Origin of the sequence: Chryseobacterium cupriresistens (assembly GCF_046614675.1) — a bacterium.
Taxonomy (GTDB): Bacteria; Bacteroidota; Bacteroidia; order Flavobacteriales; family Weeksellaceae; genus Chryseobacterium; species Chryseobacterium cupriresistens.
In genome coordinates, this window is the sequence record NZ_JBKKJT010000001.1 from 1,020,548 (window position 1) to 1,042,620 (window position 22,073).

A 22,073-nucleotide genomic window follows, 5' to 3' on the forward strand; every position below is an offset into this window, starting at 1 on the left:
ATGGAAATCAAATTACACAATTTGCTTGAAAGGCAGATTAATAAATACCTTACGGACGACTGTAAAAATCATTCGCAGTTTACTAATTTCATCAATGCAGTTAATGAATCCTACAAATCATTTGACAGGGATAAGGAACTCATGGACTACGCTTTCAAACAAAGTGAAGAAGAATATCAGGAGCTTTATCAAAATCTTAAAGATGAAAATACCCTTAAACAGGAATCTATCAGCAATTTATACGAGTCATTAAAGATTATTGACTCCGATATTGAAATAAAAAAATCAGAAGACCTTAAAGAATTATCCCTGTATCTTTCTGAACAGCTGAGAAAAAGAAAAAGGGCCGAAGATTACATAAAGCAACAGGAAGAAAAATACCGTAATATTATTGCTAATATGAATTTAGGGCTCATTGAAGTAGATAATCATGAAATTATCCGCTACGCTAATCAGAGTTTTTGTGATGTTTCAGGGTTTTCACTGGATGAAGTCATTGGCAAAAATCCCAGTGAACTTTTCCTGTATGGAGAAAATAATATCCGTTTCATACAAGATCAGATAGAATTAAGAAAAAAAGGAGTTTCTAGTGTGTATCAGCTTCCTGTCAGGAATAAGAAGGGGGAAACAAGATGGTGGGCCATAAGTGGAGCTCCCAGTTATGATGATCAGGGAAATTTATTAGGGTCCATAGGAATTCATCTTGACATAACCGACCAAAAAAAACTGGAAGACGAATTAAAACTTGAAAAAGCAAAAGCCCTGGAGGCCTCAAAAGCAAAAGAGGTTTTTCTGGCCAATATGAGCCACGAAATCCGAACTCCTCTTAATGGCATCATTGGTTTTTTGCGTGAACTTAAAAGAAGCCACCTGTCTTCAGATCAGCAAGAATTTGTAGAAAACAGCTATAATGCTTCACAACATTTATTATCAATTATCAATAACATACTGGATATCTCTAAAATTGAATCGGGAGAAATGTCTCTGGAAAACAAAAGTTTTTCTTTAAAAGACAGCATTCAAAAGGTGATTTCTGTTCTTAAACCAAAAGCGGATGAGAAAAAACTCAAACTGATTACCTATTTTTCACCTGATATTTTTTCTGTTTTAAAAGGTGATTCGTTAAGGCTTGAACAGGTTCTGTATAATATTATTGGGAATTCCCTAAAATTCACCAATGAGGGCCAGATCAGAGTTGAATCCAAGGTCCTGAAAAATTTCCCCGACCAACAGACCATTTCAATCAGCATTACGGACACAGGAATTGGAATGAGCGAAGAATATGTACGTGATATATTCAAAAAATTCAATCAGGAAGACAGTTCAATTTCGAGAAAATATGGAGGTACTGGTCTTGGAATGTCTATTACACGGGAACTTATTTACCTTATGAAGGGTGAAATTAATGTAGAAAGTGAAAAAAATACAGGTACATCTATTACAATAACTTTACTTCTGGACAGAGGCAGTGAAGAGGATCTGAAAAAAAATGACTGGAAAAATCAACATATTTCCATCGCCGGCACAAGAGTTCTTTTGGTGGAAGATAATGCCCTTAATCAGCTGGTTGCCGAAAAATCACTACATCATTTTAAATGCAGCGTCGCCAAAGCCGAAAATGGTAAAATAGCCATAGAAATTTTAAAAAGAGAAGAATTTGACATTATTTTGATGGACCTGCAAATGCCGGAAATGGATGGTATCGAAGCAACTAAAATAGTAAGAAAGGAACTTGGAATTAAGACTCCCGTAATAGCACTTACGGCCAATGCTTTTAAAACAGAAATAGATCATTGCATTAACGCGGGAATGAATGATTATATCACTAAGCCTTTTAATGAAGAAAATTTACTGAATATCATTTATAAGTATGTCAAAATTCATGAAAAAACTGCAGAGACAGTATCTGATACAGATGAAAAAAGCCTCTACAACCTGAAAAAGATACAAGCACTCAGCAGGGGTGATAAAGAATTTATACAGAAAATGATCTCATTATTTATTGTGCAGACCGAGACAATAATTCCATTGGTGGAAAAAGCGTTTGAAGAGAAAAACTACACCGAAATTGCAACACTGATGGATAAAATCAGACCGGGCATACAGTCTATTGGAATAGTTTCTATTGAGGATGTTGTAAAACAGCTTGAATTACTTGCAAAGGAACAAAATAAGGAATTTCCTGAACTGTATTCCTTATTTGAAAAAATAAAAAAGACCCTTGAAATAGTTGTGATTCAATTGAAAGATGAGATTAAATAGCCTCATCTGTCTGAGCCGGAAGTATGATTGATCTTATTTTCAGATTGCAATCTTCCTGTCAATCCATAATATCATAAAACAGTCTTCCAAAGCCTGCTTCCCTGGTTGAATCTGATATACCAAATTATACAATGAAAAATCCCCGGATCTCTCCGGGGATAAAACTTATAAAAAAAATTTGATTAACATTTCAAAATTAATAAATCTCCATAAATTGAGTTATGATTATGGTCATAAAAAAACCTCCCTGAGGAGGCTAAAAAAACTTTCTGTACTTATTGTTATTTAAAACTTTGTAAATATACGGATAAGCTGTAATCATTCTCTACGGGAAACCGTAATGTTAGCGTTTAATTATTTGTATTTTAGGAAAATAAATAATAATCATGAAACAAATTGTACATTGTTATACTTAAATTTTTTCAACAAAAAACCTCCCGAATCACTGAGAGGTTATACTGTAATTTGTCAGAAATATGAAATTTTCAATGGCCAAATATAATAAAGTGCCAATACCGTCGAATATGATCTCAATCATATACCGGATAAAACAGTACAAAGAATTCTGATAATCCTTTAAACTTTAGCTGTAACTTTAATTTCCACTTTCTGTCCGGGAAGTGCCAGCTCAGTCACTCCGACAATGGTACTGGCAACCATACAGAACTCACCATAAAATTCTTTTCCTAAAACCTTTCTGCTTTCAAAGCCTTCCTGCATATCGGTAACATAGATGACTTCTTCTGTAATATGGCCGGCATTTAATCCAAATTCACTCAGCAACTTGCCTATATTCTGATAGGTCTGTCTGAACTGGTTCTCCATTCCTTCTGCAAGATTTCCCTGCATATCGTGGCCCAATTGTCCGGAAATCCACACTGTGTCACCGCTTTTTACAGATTGCACATAGCCATATGCCTTTTCCCAGGGCATATCAAAAGTTCTGAATTCTTTAGTATTCATAATGTATTTATTTTTACAATAATCTATAATCAATAAACAGGCACAAAATCATAATACATTGATTATAAACTTATTTAAATGGAGTCACCAAAAAATACTATACGAAATACCGTAGTTTTATAAGTGCTTTATTTCATATCAGTGCTTATCAATATTGCTGCAAACCCAAATAGACAATCATTTCGATCCGGTAAATGATAGTTGGAACTGAATTATTTTAATTTTTAAAGAAAACATCACCTACTTTTTCTTCATCATTCAATTTTTATCAAATTAAATTGTACATTTGTTTTCTATTATGCAAAAATTTCTCAGGGTCTTTTTTGTTTTTTCTTTACTTCTGATATTTGTTTCAAATGTCAGCGGGGTAACCACGTGTCTTGATCATGCCAGACACGCCAAAAGTAAAGTGATCTATAAAAAAGGGTCAAAAGAAGAGAAAATTCTTTCCATTTCTCAGGACGACGAATGTCAGTGTGCCCTTCATATGCATATGACACAAATTCTTCTTCCTGACTCTTTGAACATGGATTTTGCCATTGACACAACCAGTGATAATGAAATGCCGCAGCCAAAAGCCATTTCATATCGTTGTCTTCTTGACTTTTTCAGCTCCAGAGCTCCCCCAGCCTTATTTTCCGCGGTAGCTTAATCGATGCTGCCTTAATATTTCGTTTACAGATTTTTTGGTCTGTACTGTAATTCCGTGGATACCTGTGTCTTTACACAATTAAGGATATCCTTTTATTAATGGGCCATTCGCTGCCCGTACATGCTTATTCATGACTACCAGTAATTTTAATTATTCGGGAATAATTTATTGTATTTCCCCAAATCCTGTAAAGCTTTTCAGCACAGGCTTTATCACAGTCTCATCACTTCTTTGTGCTCAGTCACGTCCGGAAGATTCGTTATCTACGGTGGTACAAACTGTTGAGGTTATCGGAAGAAAGTCTAAAGATTATACTTCCGACTACTCTTTTGCAGCCACCAAGATTGCGATGAAAAACAAAGATCTCCCTTTAACGCTCAATACCGTTACCAAAGAACTGATCACCGACCGCCAGGCTTTTCAGCTTGGAGATGTCATGAAAAATGTGAACGGTGTTTCTCCTTCAAGCTATTATAATCAATACAATATCCGTGGGATCAGCCAGAATGAAGAAGGCCAGATCATCAATGGAATGCGGACAAGGCAATATTATTTTTTGCAGCCCATGACTTCCAATATAGAACGTGTGGAGGTCTTCAAAGGTCCGGCAAGTATTACTATGTCCAGTGTAGATCCCGGAGGAACCATCAATATGGTTACTAAAAAACCATTATCCAATCCTCGTCATGAAATCAGTTTATCCGGTGGAAGCTTTGAAACTTATCGTGTTACTACAGATCTTACAGGTCCTTTAAATAAGAGCAAAACTTTATTATACCGTTTTAACGGAGCGTATCAGAATGCCCGTTCATTCAGGGATCATGTTAAAAACAGTGGTATCCTGATCTCCCCTTCCATCACTTTTGTTCCGAATGAAAAAACATCCGTGAATGTGGAAATGATTTTCAATAATCTCTATGGAAATCTGGATCGTGGACAACCTATTTTCGGGGCAGTGGCAGGAAAAACAGATTTATACAGCACTCCACGATCTTTGAACCTGGGAGCTCCTGATGATTTTTTTAAAACAAGGGAACTGATCCTGATGGGAACCGTTGCCCATCATTTTAACCAATATATCAGCTTTAATGCATCTTATATGAAGCAATACTGGAGAGAAAATCTTCAGGAGCACAGAACTACCAATTCATTTGTTCCTGATATGAACAATATCCCGGTTTCCAGCCTTGCTATGATGCAGTTTGTTCAAAGAAAACAAAACTGGGCAACAGATAATATCAATGCGTATTTCAATTTTAAATTCAAAACGGGTTCTGTTCTGCATCAGGCTCTGATAGGTTACGACAGCCAGATCTGGGAGAAACGCAAAGGCGGAGAGCAGAATGCAGCAAGAGGTTTTCTTTTAAAGAATGGCTCTGTGATTTCCTCTTATAATCCTGCAAAAGCGTCAGATTATCAGACCATCAATTATAATGGAACAATCATTCCCAGACCTAATGTAACACCATTTGACCTGAATCCGGGAGCAGCCAATTATCAGGGTACTGATTTTAATACCCTTAATGTGATCACACCCTTGCCTTCTGCTCTTACCACAACGCATGCTGCTTATATTCAGCATCTTCTTACCTGGAAAAAGTTGACAATATTATCGGGAATACGTCAGGAATGGTTTCAGGATATCACCAATTTCAAAGAAGCCAATGAGTCATCGTTCAAAAATAATAAACTGCTGTACAGATTCGGGATTACCTACAGTGTAACGGATCATATTAATCTGTACGGAACTTATTTAACCGGGTATCAACCTCAGTCCAATACGGTAACGCTGATGCCCAATACCTCAGTCCTCACCGGATCTGCAGCAAGATTTAAGCCTCTGACTTCTGATCTTAAAGAACTGGGAATCAAAGCGCAGCTTTTTGGCAGAATTTCACTGAATCTTGCAGTGTATGAGATTAAACAAAGAAATATAATCATCAATGCCAATAATCCTTCAGAACCTGATGAGCTTGTACAGCGTGGTGCTGACCGAAGCCGTGGATTTGAAGCTGAATTTTCCGGACATATCCTTCCTCAATGGCATATTTACGGAGGCTACAGCTATATTGATGCTACAATACTGGATGATACCAACCGTGATCTTGTGGGAAAAAGAAAGGAAAACACTTCTAAAAATTCGGTGAATATCTGGACACGCTACAACTTTTCAAACATTGAATTTCTGAAAGACTTCGGAATCGGTGCCGGAATGCTTTATCAGAGTTCTAAAATCCCCTGGTTTACAAGAAGCTTTGAACTTCCCGCCTATACGACATTGGATGCAGCATTGTATTACACTCCGGCAAAAACTGTCCAGCTCTCTTTCAATCTGAATAATATAACCAACAAAGTCTATTGGATCGGGGCTCAAAACTACTTAAGACTGTTTCCGGGAACTCCGAGAAATTATCTGCTAACTGCTACTTATAAATTTTAAACTATGGCTATTTCTAATTTACAACTGATGGTGAGAAAAACCTGGCAGGATTTGTTTAAAGGAAAACAAAATCTGTTCACCACGATTGCCGTACTCCTGTTCTGTATGCTGAGTATTGGCATAGGATATACAAAATACACCGATTCTTTTTCGAAAATAAAAGAATACCGGAAGGAAGTCCGGGAAAACTGGGAACACAGACCGGATAAGCATCCGCACCGTATGGCTCACTATGGCTATCTGGTTTTCAGAATCGGACATCCGCTGAATATTTTTGACAACGGACTGGATGACTTTCTGGGAAATGTCATATTTCTGGAGGCTCATAAACAGAATACCGCCAATCTGTCGGAAGCGGGAAGCTCGGGTACTTTGGTAAGATTCGGAGCGTTCAGCAGTGCATTTATTCTGCAGAGCATTGTCCCGTTGATTATTCTCTTTTCAGGATTTGGGTTAATTGTACAGGAACGTGAGAATGCCACTTTAAAAATCATCAGTGTCCAGGGAACTTCCGGAAGAGCGATTATCTGGGGCAAAATTCTGGGACTCTGGCTGTTTTCTCTCTGTTTTCTTATTCCTGTAATTCCTGTTGTTTTCGTCGCTGCACTGATGTCCGAGACAACAGATTCTGCGGATATTCTATTACGTTTGTCATTACTGCTGCCTGCTTACATGATTTATTATTTTTTTATCTGCACATTAACCGTTGTCGTATCGGCAAACAGTAAACGTACCTCATCAGCATTGATCAGCCTTATCGGGTTCTGGCTTCTTTTTATTATCGTTCTGCCTAAAGGAATTCAGTTTGCAGCACAGAATTTATATCCTGCACCTTCCCGGATTGCTTTTGAAACGAGCCTGGAAAAGGATATTTTAAAGTCTGGAGACAGCCATAATCCTGATGATCCGCATTTCAAAAAAATCAAGGATTCTTTACTGGCAAAATATCAGGTAAAAACAACCAATGAACTTCCTTTCAACTATGGCGGATTCGTTATGAAGGAAGGGGAAAAAATAAGTTCACATATCTATATCAGACATCAGAAAGAACTGCAGAACATTTACAGTAAACAGCAAAATCTGACTGATATTTCAGGATTCATTAATCCCGCCATTGCCATTAAAAACTTTTCCATGACTGCTGCAGGAACAGATTTCTTCTCTTATAACCAGTTTCAGAAACAGGCAGAAGAATATCGCTATAAAATGGCTCAGCACTTAAATGATTTACAAATCGAGCACATCAGCAATATTAAACCGGAAAACGGCGGACCGGCCGCTGTGATCGACAGGCACAACTGGGAAAAGTTTCCGGATTTTCAGTATCAGTATACTTCTGTTCTGAAAAGTTTAAAGCAACAGCCAATACCTGCTGCTGCATTAGTTCTGTGGATGGTTATCTGCATCATTGCTATCGAAATAAGTGGAAGAAAATTAAAACTCATCTAAATGAACCGTTATTTATATATCCAATTTTACCGTAATAAATCGTACATCATTGCACTTCTGTTTCTATTGATGGCAGGACTTATGGCTATTTATACAGGAAAAAAATTCCTGGACAGGAACGAAGACATCATCTCCCGAAGCGGAGCATTTCAGAAAGAAAGTATTGAAAGAAATACGAAATTTCATAAGGATGATCTGGGACTGGTTCTTTATTATATTAAATTCAATCTGGTGAATGAAACACCCAGGCTGGCTGCTTTAAATATCGGAATGCGTGATTTAAACCCTTCTATTCAGGGAGTAACCATCCGGAATCTGGAAGAACAGCGCTATAATGCAGATTTTTATAATCCCGCCAATGCAGCTGTTGGAAATTTTGACTTTAGTTTTGTTGTTGTTTTCCTCTTTCCACTGGTGATTGTCGCATTCTGCTATAATCTGATTTCTGAAGAAGAAGAAAAAGGAACTTGGAAGCTGCTGTCCGTTCAGAGCGGTAATTTACAAAAGTTTCTGGATCAAAAGATGTTCGTACGTCTTTTGGCTGTTACAGCTGTTTATTTCGCATTAATTATCATCGCTTCAGTCTGGATAAAAATACCTTTAGATTCTTATTATACTGCCTTTATCATCAGTGGCTGGCTGTATATTATTCTTTGGTTTGCCTTGTGCAGATGGATGGTATCGTTCCGTAAAACATCGGCCCAGAATGCATTAATTCTGCTGATTGTTTGGGTGGGCATCAATTTTATTATCCCGATGAGCAGTAATATTCTGATACAGAAGCTGTATCCGGTTCATGAGTCCCTTAAAGCTGTGATGGAACAGAGAGAAGGCTATCATAACAAATGGGATGAAGCTAAGCAGCCTACGATGGAAAAATTCTACAAAGCATATCCTCAATACAGAAATTTTACCGTGGAAGAGAATGATGCATTCACCTGGACCTGGTATTATGCCATGCAGCATATGGGAGACCTGGAATCTGCAAAATCATCCGAACTGTATACGGAAAAAATGCAGAAACGGAATCAGGCAGCAGACTATTTAGGCTATTTCCTCCCGAATCTTCATACTCAGCTGGCACAAAGCCATTTAGCAAAATCTGATATGAATAATCATTTACAGTATGCTTCATCGCTCAAAAAATTCCATGAGAAAAAAAGGCTGTTTTTCTACCCTCTGATTTTCTCAGGTAAGAGTGCGGAATCTGTCAACTGGGCACAGCAAACGATAGAGGTTTTCAAATTCTCTTCCTCTATCAAATGGATACAGATACTTCTTCCCTACCTCATCTTCATTACTTTATTCATCATTCTTTCACAATACAAATACAGAAAACTATGTTAAAAACAGTCAACCTGCATAAAAAATACAACGATTTCACCGCCCTTCATTCTCTTAATCTGGAAGTAAAAAAAGGTGAAATTTTTGCACTGCTCGGACAAAACGGAGCAGGAAAAAGTACAACCATCAATATTCTTCTGGGACTCATTAAAGCAACTTCCGGAGATGCTTTTATTAATGATACTTCGGTAACAGAAGAGCCCAAAAAAATAAAAAAACATTTGGCTTACATTCCTGAAACCGTTCTTTTATATCCTAACCTTACAGGAATAGAAAACCTTGATTTTTTCTCCAAAATTGCAGGTTTTGATTACCAGAAAGATGAACTGTCTGCGCTCCTTAAACGTACCGGTTTGCAGGAAACCGCCCATCATAAAGCATTGGGCAGTTATTCCAAAGGGATGCGCCAGAAAGTTGGAATTGCCATTGCTCTGGCCAAAGATGCCAAAGTGCTTCTTCTGGATGAGCCTACCAGCGGTCTGGATCCCATAGCTACAGCAGAGTTTACAGAAATTGTAAGACAGCTGGGTAAAGAAGGCAGAACGGTTTTAATGGCAACTCATGACATTTTCAATGCGGTAAGTGTTGCTACCAATATCGGTATTATGAAACAGGGAGAACTTGTCCAGAATTTACCTTCCAAAGCATTTACAGCGCAGGAATTACAGGAGCTGTATCTGAAAACAATCTGATGATCCTGTTACTTTAGCAAGTAACTTTTCATATTAAATATCAATTGGTTGATGCCCGGTGACAATTTTGTTACCGGGCATTTTTCATATCACATTATTTATGTTAATGCTTTCTTATATTCGGATAAAGCTCTTTCACGGGCAAATGTGTGTTCTACTATGGGAGATGGATATGTTGGTGTATTCCATTCAGGGAGCCATTTTTTGATGTACAGTAAGTCTTTATCAAATTTTTCTGTCTGAGCCGTTGGATTAAAAACCCTGAAATAAGGTGCTGCATCGCATCCCGAGCCTGCAGCCCACTGCCAGTTTCCATTGTTGGCAGACAGGTCATAATCATTCAGTTTTAAGGCAAAATACGCTTCCCCCCAGCGCCAGTCGATCAACAGATGTTTGCATAAAAAGCTCGCCACAATCATTCTTACCCGGTTATGCATATAGCCCGTCTCATTCAGTTCCCTCATTCCGGCATCTACAATCGGATACCCTGTGGTTCCTTCACACCAATGCTTAAATTCTTTTTCATTATTCCGCCAGTGGATATTATCATACTGCTTTTTGAAAGACTGATGAACCACCTGTGGGAAATGATATAAAATCTGCATAAAGAATTCACGCCAGATCAGCTCCGACAGCCATACCGCATTATGCTTCAATGCAAAAGCCACACACTTTCTGATGCTGATGGTTCCAAAGCGTAAAGCAATTCCGAGCTGTGTGGTATGCTGTAATGCCGGAAAATCACGGTACTTATCGTAATCATCAATAATAGACGCCTCCAGGACCGGTTTTTTAAAATCAAAATCTGTTTTTTTGAAACCTATTTCCTTTAATGCCACAATCTCAGAATATTTCTGTGGAAAGAGGTTCTTAAAATCCAATTCAACAGATTGATAATGCTCAGGAGTTAAGGCTTCCCGCCACTTCTTTGCAAAAGGAGTGTAAACCGTATAAGGCGAACCGTCTTTTTTAACAATCTGATCCTTATCAAAAATCACCTGATCTTTACTGGCCTTAAAAGGAATATTCTTTTCTTTGAAAAAATAATAGATTTCCTTATCTCTCTCAATCGCCTGTGGTTCATAATCTCTGTTGCAGAAAACACTTTTGATAGTGTATTCTTCAGACAATTTCCTGAATATTTCTATAGGCTTACCATGATAGATATTGATTTTTGAATGATACTTTTTTAATGAAATATTGATATCTGTCAAAGCCTGATGTATATAATCAACCCTGCGGTCTTCTTTATCTTCCAGCTTTCCGAGAATATCAGTATCAAATATAAAAATGGGTAGTACCGGTGCATCAGACTGCAGAGCGTGGTGAAGTCCGATATTGTCTTCCAATCTCAGGTCACGCCTGAACCAGAAAATGGTGATTGTATCTTTCATAATTGCTTAATTCAAATTCATTGATCATTCCTGCTTGGGAATGACTCCATAACTAAGGATAAATATACAGATTTACTCCATTAATATTTTTAATAATTTGCATGATCTGGCTTTATCATTACAGTTAATATGATGATATGAATTAAAATTTTCCGACATTTGCTCCAATTATAATAGAAGCTTACGCATGGAAGAATTTGAAGTACCGGTAACTTATAAGGGCAAAGAACTGCTTTTCAATGGAAAGCTGGCTACATTCTCTTACGGATATAAACTGTATGTAGACGTAGATGGAACTGAAGTCGTTATTGAGCGTGATGATCACGGTGACTTAAGAGCTCTTCTCCCCGATGCTGCTTCCGAAAAAAATGTAGATAAAGGACTTATTGAAGCCATTATAGAAGTATTTAAAGAGCTTCAGGTTTTATGATTTGTTAAATTCATTATGATTTTCTGAATACTTTCATCTGTCCGGCCATAATAGCCAGTAATATTCCAAAGCAGGCAAAAAGACCATATGAATACCTAAGATCAAAGCTTTCTGCAATATATCCGATAAGAGGCGGCCCCATCAGAAATCCTAAAAATGATATGCTGGAAACAAATGATAAAGCAATACTCGGAGCTACTGTACTCACTTTTCCTACTGTACTGTAAACGGAAGGCACACTCAGGGAACTTCCAAGGCCAATGATCATAAAAGCAATGATGCAGATCCACAGTTCCGGAAAGAAAACACTTAGAAAAAGTCCGCTGCTCATCAATAGCCCACAGCACTGCAGAACAATCTTTTTTCCATATTTTTCAATGATTTTATTCCCGATAAAACGACCTAAAGTCATCATTAAGATAAAACTTGTATATCCCAGTATGACAAGGTTTTCAGGTGCTTTAACTATAGTTTGAAAATAAACCCCGCTCCAGTCGAACATCGCTCCTTCAATCGCCATACTCAGAAAGCCTATAATTCCCAAACCAATCAGTGTAGGATTCACTGCTTTGAAAATTGAACGGGTCTGCGGTTCTGCTTTATGAATAATATTGGTCAGATTTTTTGTACTGTACAACCAAAGTATTCCTACCAGAAGGAAAATAACAGCAAAATGATAAAAAGTTCCTACATGGAGATTAATCATCAGCAAACCTATGACTGCCCCCGTAAGCCCTGCAAAGCACCATGCTCCGTGATAAGAAGAAAGAAGAGTTCTTTTCGTAATAGATTCTATCTCAATTGCTTGTGTATTGATGGCAATATTGCACATATTCCCGGACACACCGAAAAAGAACAGAACAGCCCCTAAAGTCCAGTAAGAAGGTGATAAACCAATTAAGAGAAGAAAAAAAGGATACAGCATAAAGCATCTTTTAATAATTCCGCTGCTTCCGTAGATGCTGATCAGTTTTCCGGCCAGAACCATCGTCGACAGCTGTCCTATCGGCATCAGAAGCAACAGCGTTCCCAACTGTGCTTCAGTAATGGAAAGAGCAGTTTTAATGATAGGAATCCGGCTCGCCCAGGAGGAAAAAACAAGCCCGTGGGCAAAGAATAGTAAAAAACAGGCGGTCGGCATTTTTGCATTAAAAGATGGGGTCTCGTTCATTATAACAGGGTAATAAAAATCCTTTTTGCAAATTTAGACACGCTGCGCTATTAAAATGTAGTTCATTTTTGTCATTTTTATGTTCCATTTTGACCAATTAATGAAATTGCCGACCTCATTATGGTGGAAAATCACATTATTTTTTGAACACAAATTTTTATTTTCAAGTCTGTTTAAACTTAACCACAAAAGTCACAAAAGTTTTTATTTTCTAAACACTTTGGTATACTTTAGAAAGTTTAAGTAAATACCGTGTAATTAAGCTCACATAAGATGAAAATCTTTGATTTTCAACAAAACTTTAGGATACTTTTATACACAAAGCATATAACTTTAAATAGTTTAAGTGTTTAAAAAGCTTTTGTGTCTTTTGTGGTTTTATAACGTTTAAATAACTTTTTCATTAATTTCGTTGTATAAATAATGAGCCATGAAAGAAAAATGGATTGCTTATCCCACCATTTTGGAAGGGGAAACAGTTGAATTAATTCCTCTTGAAAAACAGCATTTTGAAGAATTATATACTGCCGCATCAGATAAAGAACTTTGGGAACTCATTCCTACTGACTGTTCAGAGGAGACGATGTTTTATAAAACTTATGAATTCGCTTTATCAGAAAGAGAAACCGGAAATCAGTACCCGTTTGTCATACGACATAAAGAAACCGGAAAATTGATCGGCTCCACCCGCTTTTTTGAAATATATCCAGCAGACAGAAAACTGGAAATCGGATGGACATGGATCACCAAAGAGTTCTGGGGAACAGCCATCAACCTGGAATGCAAATTACTACTGCTCACCTTCTGCTTTGATGTACTGAAAACAAACAGGGTACAGTTGAAAACGAAAGACGATAATTTCAGATCACGAAAAGCGATCGAAAAAATCGGTGGTGTATTTGAAGGTATTTTACGTAAAGACAAAGTTCTCAGGGATGGAAGCACAAGAAATGCGGCTTATTATAGTATTTTGGATGATGAATGGGCCACTGCAAAATTTAAAATTGAAGCTTTGATTAAAGAAAAGCAAAGTATTGGTTAAAAGTATACCATAAAAAACACCCGATATTTGAAACGGGTGTTTGTATTTATTTAATTGAAAGACTGTCTGTAACTCAATGGTGTTTTATCGGTTTTCTTTTTAAAGAGCTTATTGAAAGACTGCGGATGTTCAAATCCAAGAGCATACGCTACTTCAGATACAGAAAAACCTGTGGTAGTAAGATATTCTTTCGCCTTTTCAATCAGTTTTTCATGAATATGCTGCTGGGCATTTAATCCGGTAAGGTTACGAAGCATATCACTCAGATAATGGGGTGACAGATTGAGCGTGGAGGCCAGAAATTCTACCGTAGGAAGCCCTTTATTTAAGGTTTCCTGCTCGTTAAAATACTTTTCCAGCACAACATCCATTTTAGCCAGTACATCATTATTAACTGCCTTTCTGGTGATAAACTGTCTTTTATAAAAACGGTTGCTGTAATTAAGAAGCACATCAATATAAGAAACAATAACGTCCTGACTCACTTCATCAATAGCTGTATTGAGTTCATTTCCAATATTATCCAACAAGCCTGTTATCGTTGTCTTTTCCTGATCAGACAAGTGCAGTGCTTCATTTGTATCATAAGAAAAGAAACCGAAGTTTTTGATATTCTTTGCCAAAGGATAACTTCTGATGAAATCCGGATGTACCAACAAAGTATATCCGCAGTATTCTGCATTCTCATCAGTAGAAAGAACCTGACCGGGAGCAGTAAACATCATTCCTCCCTCATTGAAATCATAATATCCCTGTCCATAGCCCATTTTTCCAACCGTGGAATATTTATACGAGATCTTATAAAAATTCAGGATAAAGCTTCTCTTCAGCATATCTTTTCTGATGCTCATTTTCGTATTATCCACAAGGCTTACCAACGGATGAAGCGGCTTGGGCAGCTGCAGCATATTGTGCAATTCTGATATGGATGAGATCTTCAGTGGAATATTATCTTTCTTTTCCATGATATAAAATTATAAATTATTGGGTGAAAAAGACAGTACAAATGTAATTTACTTATACTGTCTTTCAAAAACCTGATTACATAAACTGTTTTCCGAACTGCTCTCTGAATGCTTCATCACCTAGTTCAAGACGCTGTGCATAGATGGCTTTAGCATCTTCTCCGGCCACATATCTCAGTTGTTTTTTACCATCTGTTGCAGCCTCATAGACTACTGCTGCAATCTGTTCCGGTGTAGAAGCCGCTTCCATCATCCCTTCCATTTTAGAAAACAGAGAATTCGTCATGTCTTCATAAGCAGGACTGGATGCTGAGTCCAGAGAACGACTTACAAAATCCGTCTTGATTCCTCCGGGAGAAACAGTTTTAATATCAATCCCCAAAGTATTAAGCTCAAAAGCTAAGCTTTCACTCCACCCTTCAAGCGCCCACTTGGTCGCGTGATAAGTAGAACCCAATGGGAACGCTACCAGTCCTCCTATAGACGTTGTAGAAATGAACATTCCTCTTTTCTGTTCTCTGAAGTAAGGAATAAATGCCTGTGTAACGCGTATAACCCCTAATAAATTCGTGTCAAGCTGTTTGACGATCTGATCATCAGAAAGCGCTTCCAAAGGTCCTATAAGACCATATCCCGCGTTATTATACACCACATCGATGTCTCCAAGTTCAAGAGCCTGCTTTACAGTAGACTTAATCTGTTCCGGATCGGTAACATCCAGCGGAAGTACAGTTACATTCTCCAAAGCCGCAAGATCAGCTGCTGCTTCAGGGTTTCTCATAGTCGCGATTACTTTCCATCCGTTGTTTTGAAATAATTGGGCAGCTGCTTTTCCTAATCCTGTAGAAGCACCTGTTATAAAAATTGTTTTCATTTTTCCTGGTTTAAAATTACAGGACAAAGTTCTGCATTACAACAAACGCCCGAGTTGCCAAAATGGGGTAAGGTGTAGCCAAAACGGATTCTTCAATATATTTGTTTTTTGTAAGTTTGTCCCGATCTATTTTTATGGCAGAATATATTCTTGACAACATCAATATCAGTACACTTTCCGTATATGACCTGCTGAAACATACATCAGACAGTGCATTTATCGGGATCAGGGATTTTCGTGAAATCTATCTTGTTGCTATTGAAAACAATATAGGAATATTTACAAAACAATCTTCACTGCAGGATTTTCCGGTGGTTACCATCAGCAAAATAAACAGCACTCTGCTTTGTTCATGCACCTGCAGCAATGAAAAGAACCAGCTTTGTTCTCATCAGGCAGAAATAATTCACTGCATTATTGAAGATAAAAACTATCGCCTGTTTTTTGATGAAACACTCCGCAAAAAAACCTTTCTTCCTAAAGCAAAAGAATATGGGCTGGAAAATGAGCCGGATCTGGATCAGTATTTTGAACTGGAATATACTGAAGGCAAAATTAAAATACAGCCCAGAATCAAAGAAATGCTTCCTGCAGATGATGTGATGCTGACAAGGGACCTTCTTCCTCAGCTTCCATCTAAACTGGATGAGCTGGCCATACTGGAAACAGGTAAAAAACAGATATTGGTTATCGGTAAACACCGTTATTACAATCACATGACCTTCTCTCTGATGGAGGCAGAAATAACACAGACAGGAAAGCTCAAAAATCCCGTAACTCCTGTAGATGCTATGCAGCTTATCTGGAAAGCAGAGAAACCGGCAGACATCAAATTTTATACTGCCATTACTACTTTTCAGAACAACTATAATGAAGATTACAATCCTGCAGAACTGGAAGCGTTAAAACTTATTGTACGGAATCCTCTGGAGCTGGAAGTCTATTATCATGACCGGGAAATCGCAGAAACCGTTTCCGCAAAGTCACTTTCCCATATTGAACTAAACACTTTAGATGCAGAGGTTCAACTATCTGTCTTTAAGAAATATCCGTTTTTTGAAATCACCGGAGAACTGTTGTTTAATGACATTGCTCTTCCCTTTAAAAATATTGTTCTCAGAAATGAGTATTTTGTGTATAACCGAAATATTTTCAGCTTTGTAGACAATCCGGACATGCTCAGAATCATCCGGTTCTTTAAGGCTCATAATGAAATTCTACTGGTTCATTCTTCAAAATATGAAGCTTTCATGCAGGACATTCTGTCTGCTTTAGAAGAACGTATTCATATTAATTACAGCTACATACAACCTGCAACGAAAGTACAGCTTGAAGACAAGAATTATCAGACTGAAAAAGTCATTTATCTCCGTCAGCAGGAAAATTATATAGGAATTACTCCCGTCATGAAATATGGTGATGTGGAAGTTCCGGTCTATTCCAGGAAGCAGCTTTTTGATACAGATCAGAACGGAAATCCATTTAAAATAGAAAGAAATGAATCAGCCGAAGCCCGCTTTACTTCTTTGGTGATGCAGCAGCATCCTGATTTTGAAGACCAGATGGACGGCTATCAGTATTTTTATCTTCACAGGGATAAGTTCCTGGATAACAACTGGTTTCTTGAAGCTTTTGAAACCTGGAGAAACGAAGGGATCATCATACTTGGCTTTAACGAATTAAAAAACAATAAATTAAACCCTCACCGGGCAAAAATCAATATTCAGATTACCAGCGGACTGGATTGGTTTAACGCTAAACTGAAAGTAGGATTTGGTCCCAAAGAAGCTTCTCTGAAACAGCTTCACCGGGCCATCCGGAATAAGAGTAAATTCGTCCAGCTGGATGATGGCAGCATGGGAATTCTTCCCGAAGAATGGATGGAAAAGATAGCTGCTTATTTCAGAGCAGGAGAAATTGATGAAGAGCTTTTAAAGATTCCGAAAATCAATTTTTCGGAGGTAACGTCACTATTTGAAAAAGAAATTCTGAGCAAGGAGATTCAGGAAGAACTTACCTCCTATTCTACAAAGTTTTCAAAAGTAAAAGACATCCCGGAAACGGCTGTTCCCGCTGAGCTGAATGCTGAGTTGAGAGATTACCAGCATGACGGACTCAACTGGCTTAATTTTCTTGACAGTTTCAACTTCGGAGGATGTCTTGCTGATGATATGGGGCTTGGAAAAACCATTCAGATCATTGCTTTTATTCTTTCACAGAGGGAAAAAAGAGGCCACACCACCAATCTGATTGTGGTTCCTACTTCCCTGATTTTCAACTGGCAGGAAGAGATCAGCAGATTTGCACCTTCCATAAAAGTTCTGCTTCATTATGGTGCAGACCGTCCAAAAACAACCGCTCATATGCCTGATTACGAAGTAGTTCTTACCACTTACGGAATGCTACTTTCGGACATTCAATTTTTGAAAAAGCTTAATTTCAATTATGTGTTTCTGGATGAATCACAGGTGATTAAAAATCCTAATTCAGAAAGGTATAAAGCGGCACGTCTGCTTCAATCAAGAAACAGAATCGTACTAACGGGGACGCCCGTTGAAAACAGCACTTTTGATCTTTACAGTCAGCTTTCTTTTGCCTGTCCCGGATTGTTGGGAAGCAAACAGTATTTTAAAGACATTTATGCTATCCCTATTGATAAATTTGAGTACAGCAAACGTGCCATAGAGCTTCAGCAAAAGATAAAGCCATTTATCCTCAGAAGAACTAAGAAACAGGTTGCCAAAGAACTTCCGCAGAAAACTGAAACAGTAATCTACTGTGAAATGAATACGGAACAGCGCAAAATTTATGATGCTTATGAAAAGGAACTTCGTGAGTTTATTGCCGCCAACGATGACGATGATCTGAACAAGAACAGCATGCATGTTCTTACAGGCCTTACGAGGCTCAGACAGATCTGTAATTCCCCTGTTCTGATGAAAGAGGGATACTCCGGTGAAAATGCCGTTAAAATCGAAATTCTGATGGAGCAAATCCTTGGGAAGTCAAAAGATCATAAAATCCTTGTTTTCTCACAGTTTGTAGGCATGCTTGATTTGATCAAAGCTGAACTGGAACACAACAGCATTCAGTTTGAATATTTAACGGGTCAAACGAAAGACAGAGGGGAAAAAGTAGCTCATTTTCAGAACAATGAAGATATCCGTGTATTTTTGATAAGCTTAAAGGCCGGAGGTGTCGGTCTCAATCTTACCCAAGCAGATTATATCTATCTTGTTGACCCATGGTGGAATCCTGCAGCTGAAAACCAGGCTATTGACCGCAGTTACCGTATAGGACAGACTAAAAATGTAATTGCTGTACGGATGATATGCTCCAATACTGTAGAAGAAAAGATTCTTACGCTTCAGAAAAAGAAAAAAGAACTGGCTCAGAATCTATTGACCACTGACGGAAAGAAGCTTCAGGGATTGTCTAAGCAGGATTTGATGGATTTACTGGGATCTGAATCATAATATAAAAGCTTAAAAACAGCAAATAAAAAACCGACAGGTAAAAGACCTGTCGATTAAAAAACAAAAATTGATATGGATATGATTTAGATATGATGTGTCTATTTTTTAATAATTTTTTCTGTAACTGTTTTCTGATTTTTGGTCTGAATTTTAATCAGATAGATTCCCGGAATAAAATTGTCCATTGAAACTGTCATCGAATTCCCTTCCAGCATCTTTTGTCCGGACATGTTATAAATTTCATATTTCTCCAATCCTTCTTTCATCTTGATTGTTACAGAATTTGCGGTAGGATTTGGATATATTGTAACAAGAGTTGATGTCTCTTTAGAAACTTCAAGGGTTGAAAGACTCTCAGGCTGAATATTTATAGTATAATCTTCTGCCTGTCCGATAAACCAATCTGAAGGACAGGGAAGATTCTTCAAAGCGCCCATCCAGGAATTGGATTCATAGGCTTTTACCAGTCTGAAACGGGTTTCTCCCAACTGTGCTCCTGCCGGAATAGTGATATTGCCTGTTGTAATCCCGGATTGCTGGCCAGGAACCGGATTAGAGTTATCCAGATAGCCCAGATTAAATTGTTCATCAGCATCAAACTGATTATTATGGTTAAAATCAATATAAGCATAGGCTGATACCGTATTTTGACCATGGGTACCACCTGTAACACTTATCGGATAGCTATTTCCACGGTTCACATTAAAAACTGTTGCTGTGAAGTTTTCAAGCACATCGGAATTTCCATCCAATGCACTGTTTCTAACAACTCCGGCAAATTCTACCGTACTGATCTCACTCACGGTCAAGCTTGTAATATTTTCAGTACCACAGTAAGGAGCCGGGAAACTTGCCGTATTTCCTATGATATTAACCGTATAATCTTCCGTCTGCCCTGCTCTTAAGCTACTGTCACAAGCTGAACTGATAGAGTTCGGAGCAGCAGGATTTGAATAAGCCTGAACATTGGTATTTTTAAGAACCCTCATTCTTGTATTTCCGATGGCAGCATTCACAGGAATTGTTATGGTAGTATTGATTGTAAAAGCATTGGCCGGATTAGCTGCTTCAAGTCTTCCGATATAAAAGCTTTCTCCTGCATCATCAAAATTTCCGTTCTGATTAAAGTCTATAAAAACAACTACATCACTTGGAAATGTACTGGATGGCCCTTTCACAGATATCGGATAGGAATTTCCCAGCTGCAGGTCTGTAGATATTGCTGTAAAGTTCTCATAAATTTGTGCATTGGAGGATTGAATGGATGAAGAATTATTAATCGTTCCGAAAGTTACATTACTGATCATGTTGCTGTCAGCTCCGTACTGAAAGGTTGGCATACAATATTGCAGCTGCGCATTCGTCAGGGATGCAAGTACAATACCAGAAAGAGTAGTTATTTTTTTCATTTTCTTTGTTCAATTTCTTGGGACAAATTTATATTTATTTAGAATGAATAAAAATAACAATGCGATGATATTTGTCAGCTTAATAAAAATAGAGTCTTTAAATTTCGTCTGCACTCATTAAATATTCTGTTTTACCAATAGATAATCAATATGTTGCCAACGAAAAAGATCTTTCTCAAATTTAACTTTAAGAAAGATCTTTTTTAATATAATAATTGAAATCTAAGGTAATTTATCCCTTTTAGTCTATATTTTCGATAAGAACTGCGGAAGCGCCTCCTCCTCCATTACAGATGGCAGCAATTCCATACTTTCCTTTTTCCTGGCGTAAAACATTCACTAAAGTGGTCATAATCCTTGCTCCTGAAGCACCAATCGGATGTCCCAATGCAACTGCTCCTCCGTATACATTTACCTTGCTGATATCATAATCCAAAATTTTTTGATTGGATAGAATTACTGAAGAATACGCTTCATTAATTTCAAAAAAGTCGATATCTGACAGATTGAGACCTGTTTGTTTCAACAATTTCTGAATAGCGATGGAAGGTGAAGTGGTAAACCATTCTGGTGCCTGAGCGGCATCTGCATAGGCTATTATTTTTGCCAGTGGTTTTAAATTATGTTGCTCTATTGCTTCAGAAGACGCTAGTAAAAGGGCTGCAGCACCATCATTCAGATTGCTGGAATTGGCTGCTGTAAGTGTTCCGTCGGCTTCAAATGCAGGTTTCAAAAGGGAAATTTTCTCTGGGATCAGTTTATCAATATCTTCGTCTTTATCAACAATTGCAATTCCTTTTTTACCTTCAATGGATATTGGGATCAATTCGTTGCCAAACTTGCCGTTCTTTGCCGCTTCCTGAGCTCTCTGGTATGAGAGAAGGGCATAATCATCAAGCTCCTGTCTGGTAAGTCCATATTTCTTCACACCCAATTCAGCTGCACTTCCCATATGGAAATCATTGTAGACATCCCAGAGTCCATCTTTAATCAATCCGTCCGTAAGATTGGTATCTCCCAGCTTTATTCCCTGGCGGATTTTGACATAATGCGGAACGTTGCTCATGCTTTCCATTCCTCCCGTCATAACAATATGATCCATCCCAAGCTGAATCTGCTGTGCACCCATCATTGCCGATTTCATTCCGGAAGCACAAACTTTGTTGATTGTGGTAGCGTCTTTGTCGACAGGAATTCCGGCAAAGATAGCCGCCTGCCTTGCTGGCGATTGTCCCAATCCTGCACTCAGCACATTTCCCATATATACACTGTCTATATGTTCCGGAGCAAGTCCGATACTTTCATAAGCATTCTGAATGGCCAAAGCGCCCAGCTGAGGTGCTGTAAATCCTGACAGACTTCCCATAAAACCACCAAGCGGGGTTCGTTTTGCTGCTACTATAAATACTTCTTTCATAGATTTTATTTTTAAATATACCGATCAGTATATTTTTGATTAAAAAAATCCTCTTATATTGACAAAGGAATATAACAAAGATAATTAAAATAT

At 37.9% G+C, this 22,073-nt stretch carries 16 protein-coding genes; 9 read left to right on the forward strand and 7 right to left on the reverse strand.

The annotated features are described in order from the left end of the window. Positions 1-2,262, forward strand: coding sequence for a PAS domain-containing hybrid sensor histidine kinase/response regulator (locus tag ACLI50_RS04735; RefSeq protein WP_411413268.1), 2,262 nt, complete (start codon positions 1-3; stop codon positions 2,260-2,262). 576 nt (positions 2,263-2,838) lie between these two features. Here ACLI50_RS04735 and ACLI50_RS04740 read toward each other — a convergent pair. Beyond that, the gene (locus ACLI50_RS04740) at positions 2,839-3,225 is read right to left on the reverse strand and encodes a Rid family hydrolase (protein ID WP_202842553.1); all 387 of its coding nucleotides are present in this window, start codon (positions 3,223-3,225) and stop codon (positions 2,839-2,841) included. Positions 3,226-3,523: 298 nt separating this feature from the next. Between ACLI50_RS04740 and ACLI50_RS04745 the strand changes: the two genes are divergently transcribed. From ACLI50_RS04745 to ACLI50_RS04765, 5 genes are all read left to right on the forward strand, one after another. Further along, on the forward strand, positions 3,524-3,877 hold the full coding sequence (locus tag ACLI50_RS04745) for a hypothetical protein (RefSeq protein ID WP_411413269.1): 354 nt from the start codon (positions 3,524-3,526) through the stop codon (positions 3,875-3,877). Between the two features lie 130 nt (positions 3,878-4,007). After that, a complete protein-coding gene (locus tag ACLI50_RS04750; protein ID WP_411413270.1) occupies positions 4,008-6,317 on the forward strand; it encodes a TonB-dependent siderophore receptor in 2,310 nt (769 codons plus the stop codon). Between the two features lie 3 nt (positions 6,318-6,320). Next, positions 6,321-7,766, forward strand: coding sequence for an ABC transporter permease (locus ACLI50_RS04755; protein WP_343639996.1), 1,446 nt, complete (start codon positions 6,321-6,323; stop codon positions 7,764-7,766). Further along, a complete protein-coding gene (locus tag ACLI50_RS04760; RefSeq protein ID WP_411413271.1) occupies positions 7,767-9,113 on the forward strand; it encodes a DUF3526 domain-containing protein in 1,347 nt (448 codons plus the stop codon). It abuts the gene before it with no gap. Then, on the forward strand, positions 9,107-9,802 hold the full coding sequence (locus tag ACLI50_RS04765) for an ABC transporter ATP-binding protein (protein WP_411413272.1): 696 nt from the start codon (positions 9,107-9,109) through the stop codon (positions 9,800-9,802). The genes ACLI50_RS04760 and ACLI50_RS04765 overlap by 7 nt, the downstream gene beginning before the upstream one ends. Positions 9,803-9,900: 98 nt before the next feature. On the opposite strand, the gene ACLI50_RS04770 is transcribed toward ACLI50_RS04765, so the two are convergent. Continuing rightward, complete coding sequence (locus tag ACLI50_RS04770; RefSeq protein WP_411413273.1) at positions 9,901-11,196, reverse strand: cryptochrome/photolyase family protein; 1,296 nt, start codon at positions 11,194-11,196, stop codon at positions 9,901-9,903. Between the two features lie 187 nt (positions 11,197-11,383). On the opposite strand from ACLI50_RS04770, the gene ACLI50_RS04775 reads away from it, so the two are divergent. Continuing rightward, positions 11,384-11,626: a hypothetical protein gene (locus ACLI50_RS04775; RefSeq protein ID WP_110008709.1), complete on the forward strand. Its 243-nt coding sequence runs from the start codon at positions 11,384-11,386 to the stop codon at positions 11,624-11,626. A 13-nt stretch (positions 11,627-11,639) separates the two neighbouring features. Here the strand turns inward: ACLI50_RS04775 and ACLI50_RS04780 are convergent, their stop codons facing one another. Continuing rightward, positions 11,640-12,797, reverse strand: coding sequence for an MFS transporter (locus ACLI50_RS04780; RefSeq protein ID WP_202842570.1), 1,158 nt, complete (start codon positions 12,795-12,797; stop codon positions 11,640-11,642). A 430-nt stretch (positions 12,798-13,227) separates the two neighbouring features. Between ACLI50_RS04780 and ACLI50_RS04785 the strand changes: the two genes are divergently transcribed. Beyond that, positions 13,228-13,839, forward strand: coding sequence for a GNAT family N-acetyltransferase (locus ACLI50_RS04785; protein WP_411413274.1), 612 nt, complete (start codon positions 13,228-13,230; stop codon positions 13,837-13,839). A 50-nt stretch (positions 13,840-13,889) separates the two neighbouring features. On the opposite strand, the gene ACLI50_RS04790 is transcribed toward ACLI50_RS04785, so the two are convergent. Then, positions 13,890-14,804 carry a helix-turn-helix domain-containing protein gene (locus tag ACLI50_RS04790; RefSeq protein WP_280211672.1) on the reverse strand — a complete coding sequence of 305 codons (915 nt, stop codon included), beginning with the start codon at positions 14,802-14,804 and terminating at the stop codon, positions 13,890-13,892. Positions 14,805-14,880: 76 nt separating this feature from the next. Beyond that, entirely contained in the window at positions 14,881-15,678 is a 798-nt protein-coding gene (locus tag ACLI50_RS04795; RefSeq protein WP_411413275.1) for an SDR family oxidoreductase, read from the reverse strand. A gap of 134 nt (positions 15,679-15,812) precedes the next feature. Here ACLI50_RS04795 and ACLI50_RS04800 point away from each other — a divergent pair, with 134 nt between their 5' ends. Further along, positions 15,813-19,154, forward strand: coding sequence for a DEAD/DEAH box helicase (locus tag ACLI50_RS04800; RefSeq protein WP_411413276.1), 3,342 nt, complete (start codon positions 15,813-15,815; stop codon positions 19,152-19,154). 98 nt (positions 19,155-19,252) lie between these two features. Here the strand turns inward: ACLI50_RS04800 and ACLI50_RS04805 are convergent, their stop codons facing one another. After that, a complete protein-coding gene (locus ACLI50_RS04805) occupies positions 19,253-20,563 on the reverse strand; it encodes a GEVED domain-containing protein (RefSeq protein ID WP_343640015.1) in 1,311 nt (436 codons plus the stop codon). Between the two features lie 241 nt (positions 20,564-20,804). Next, positions 20,805-21,980: an acetyl-CoA C-acyltransferase gene (locus ACLI50_RS04810; RefSeq protein WP_343640017.1), complete on the reverse strand. Its 1,176-nt coding sequence runs from the start codon at positions 21,978-21,980 to the stop codon at positions 20,805-20,807. Positions 21,981-22,073 lie beyond the last annotated feature (93 nt).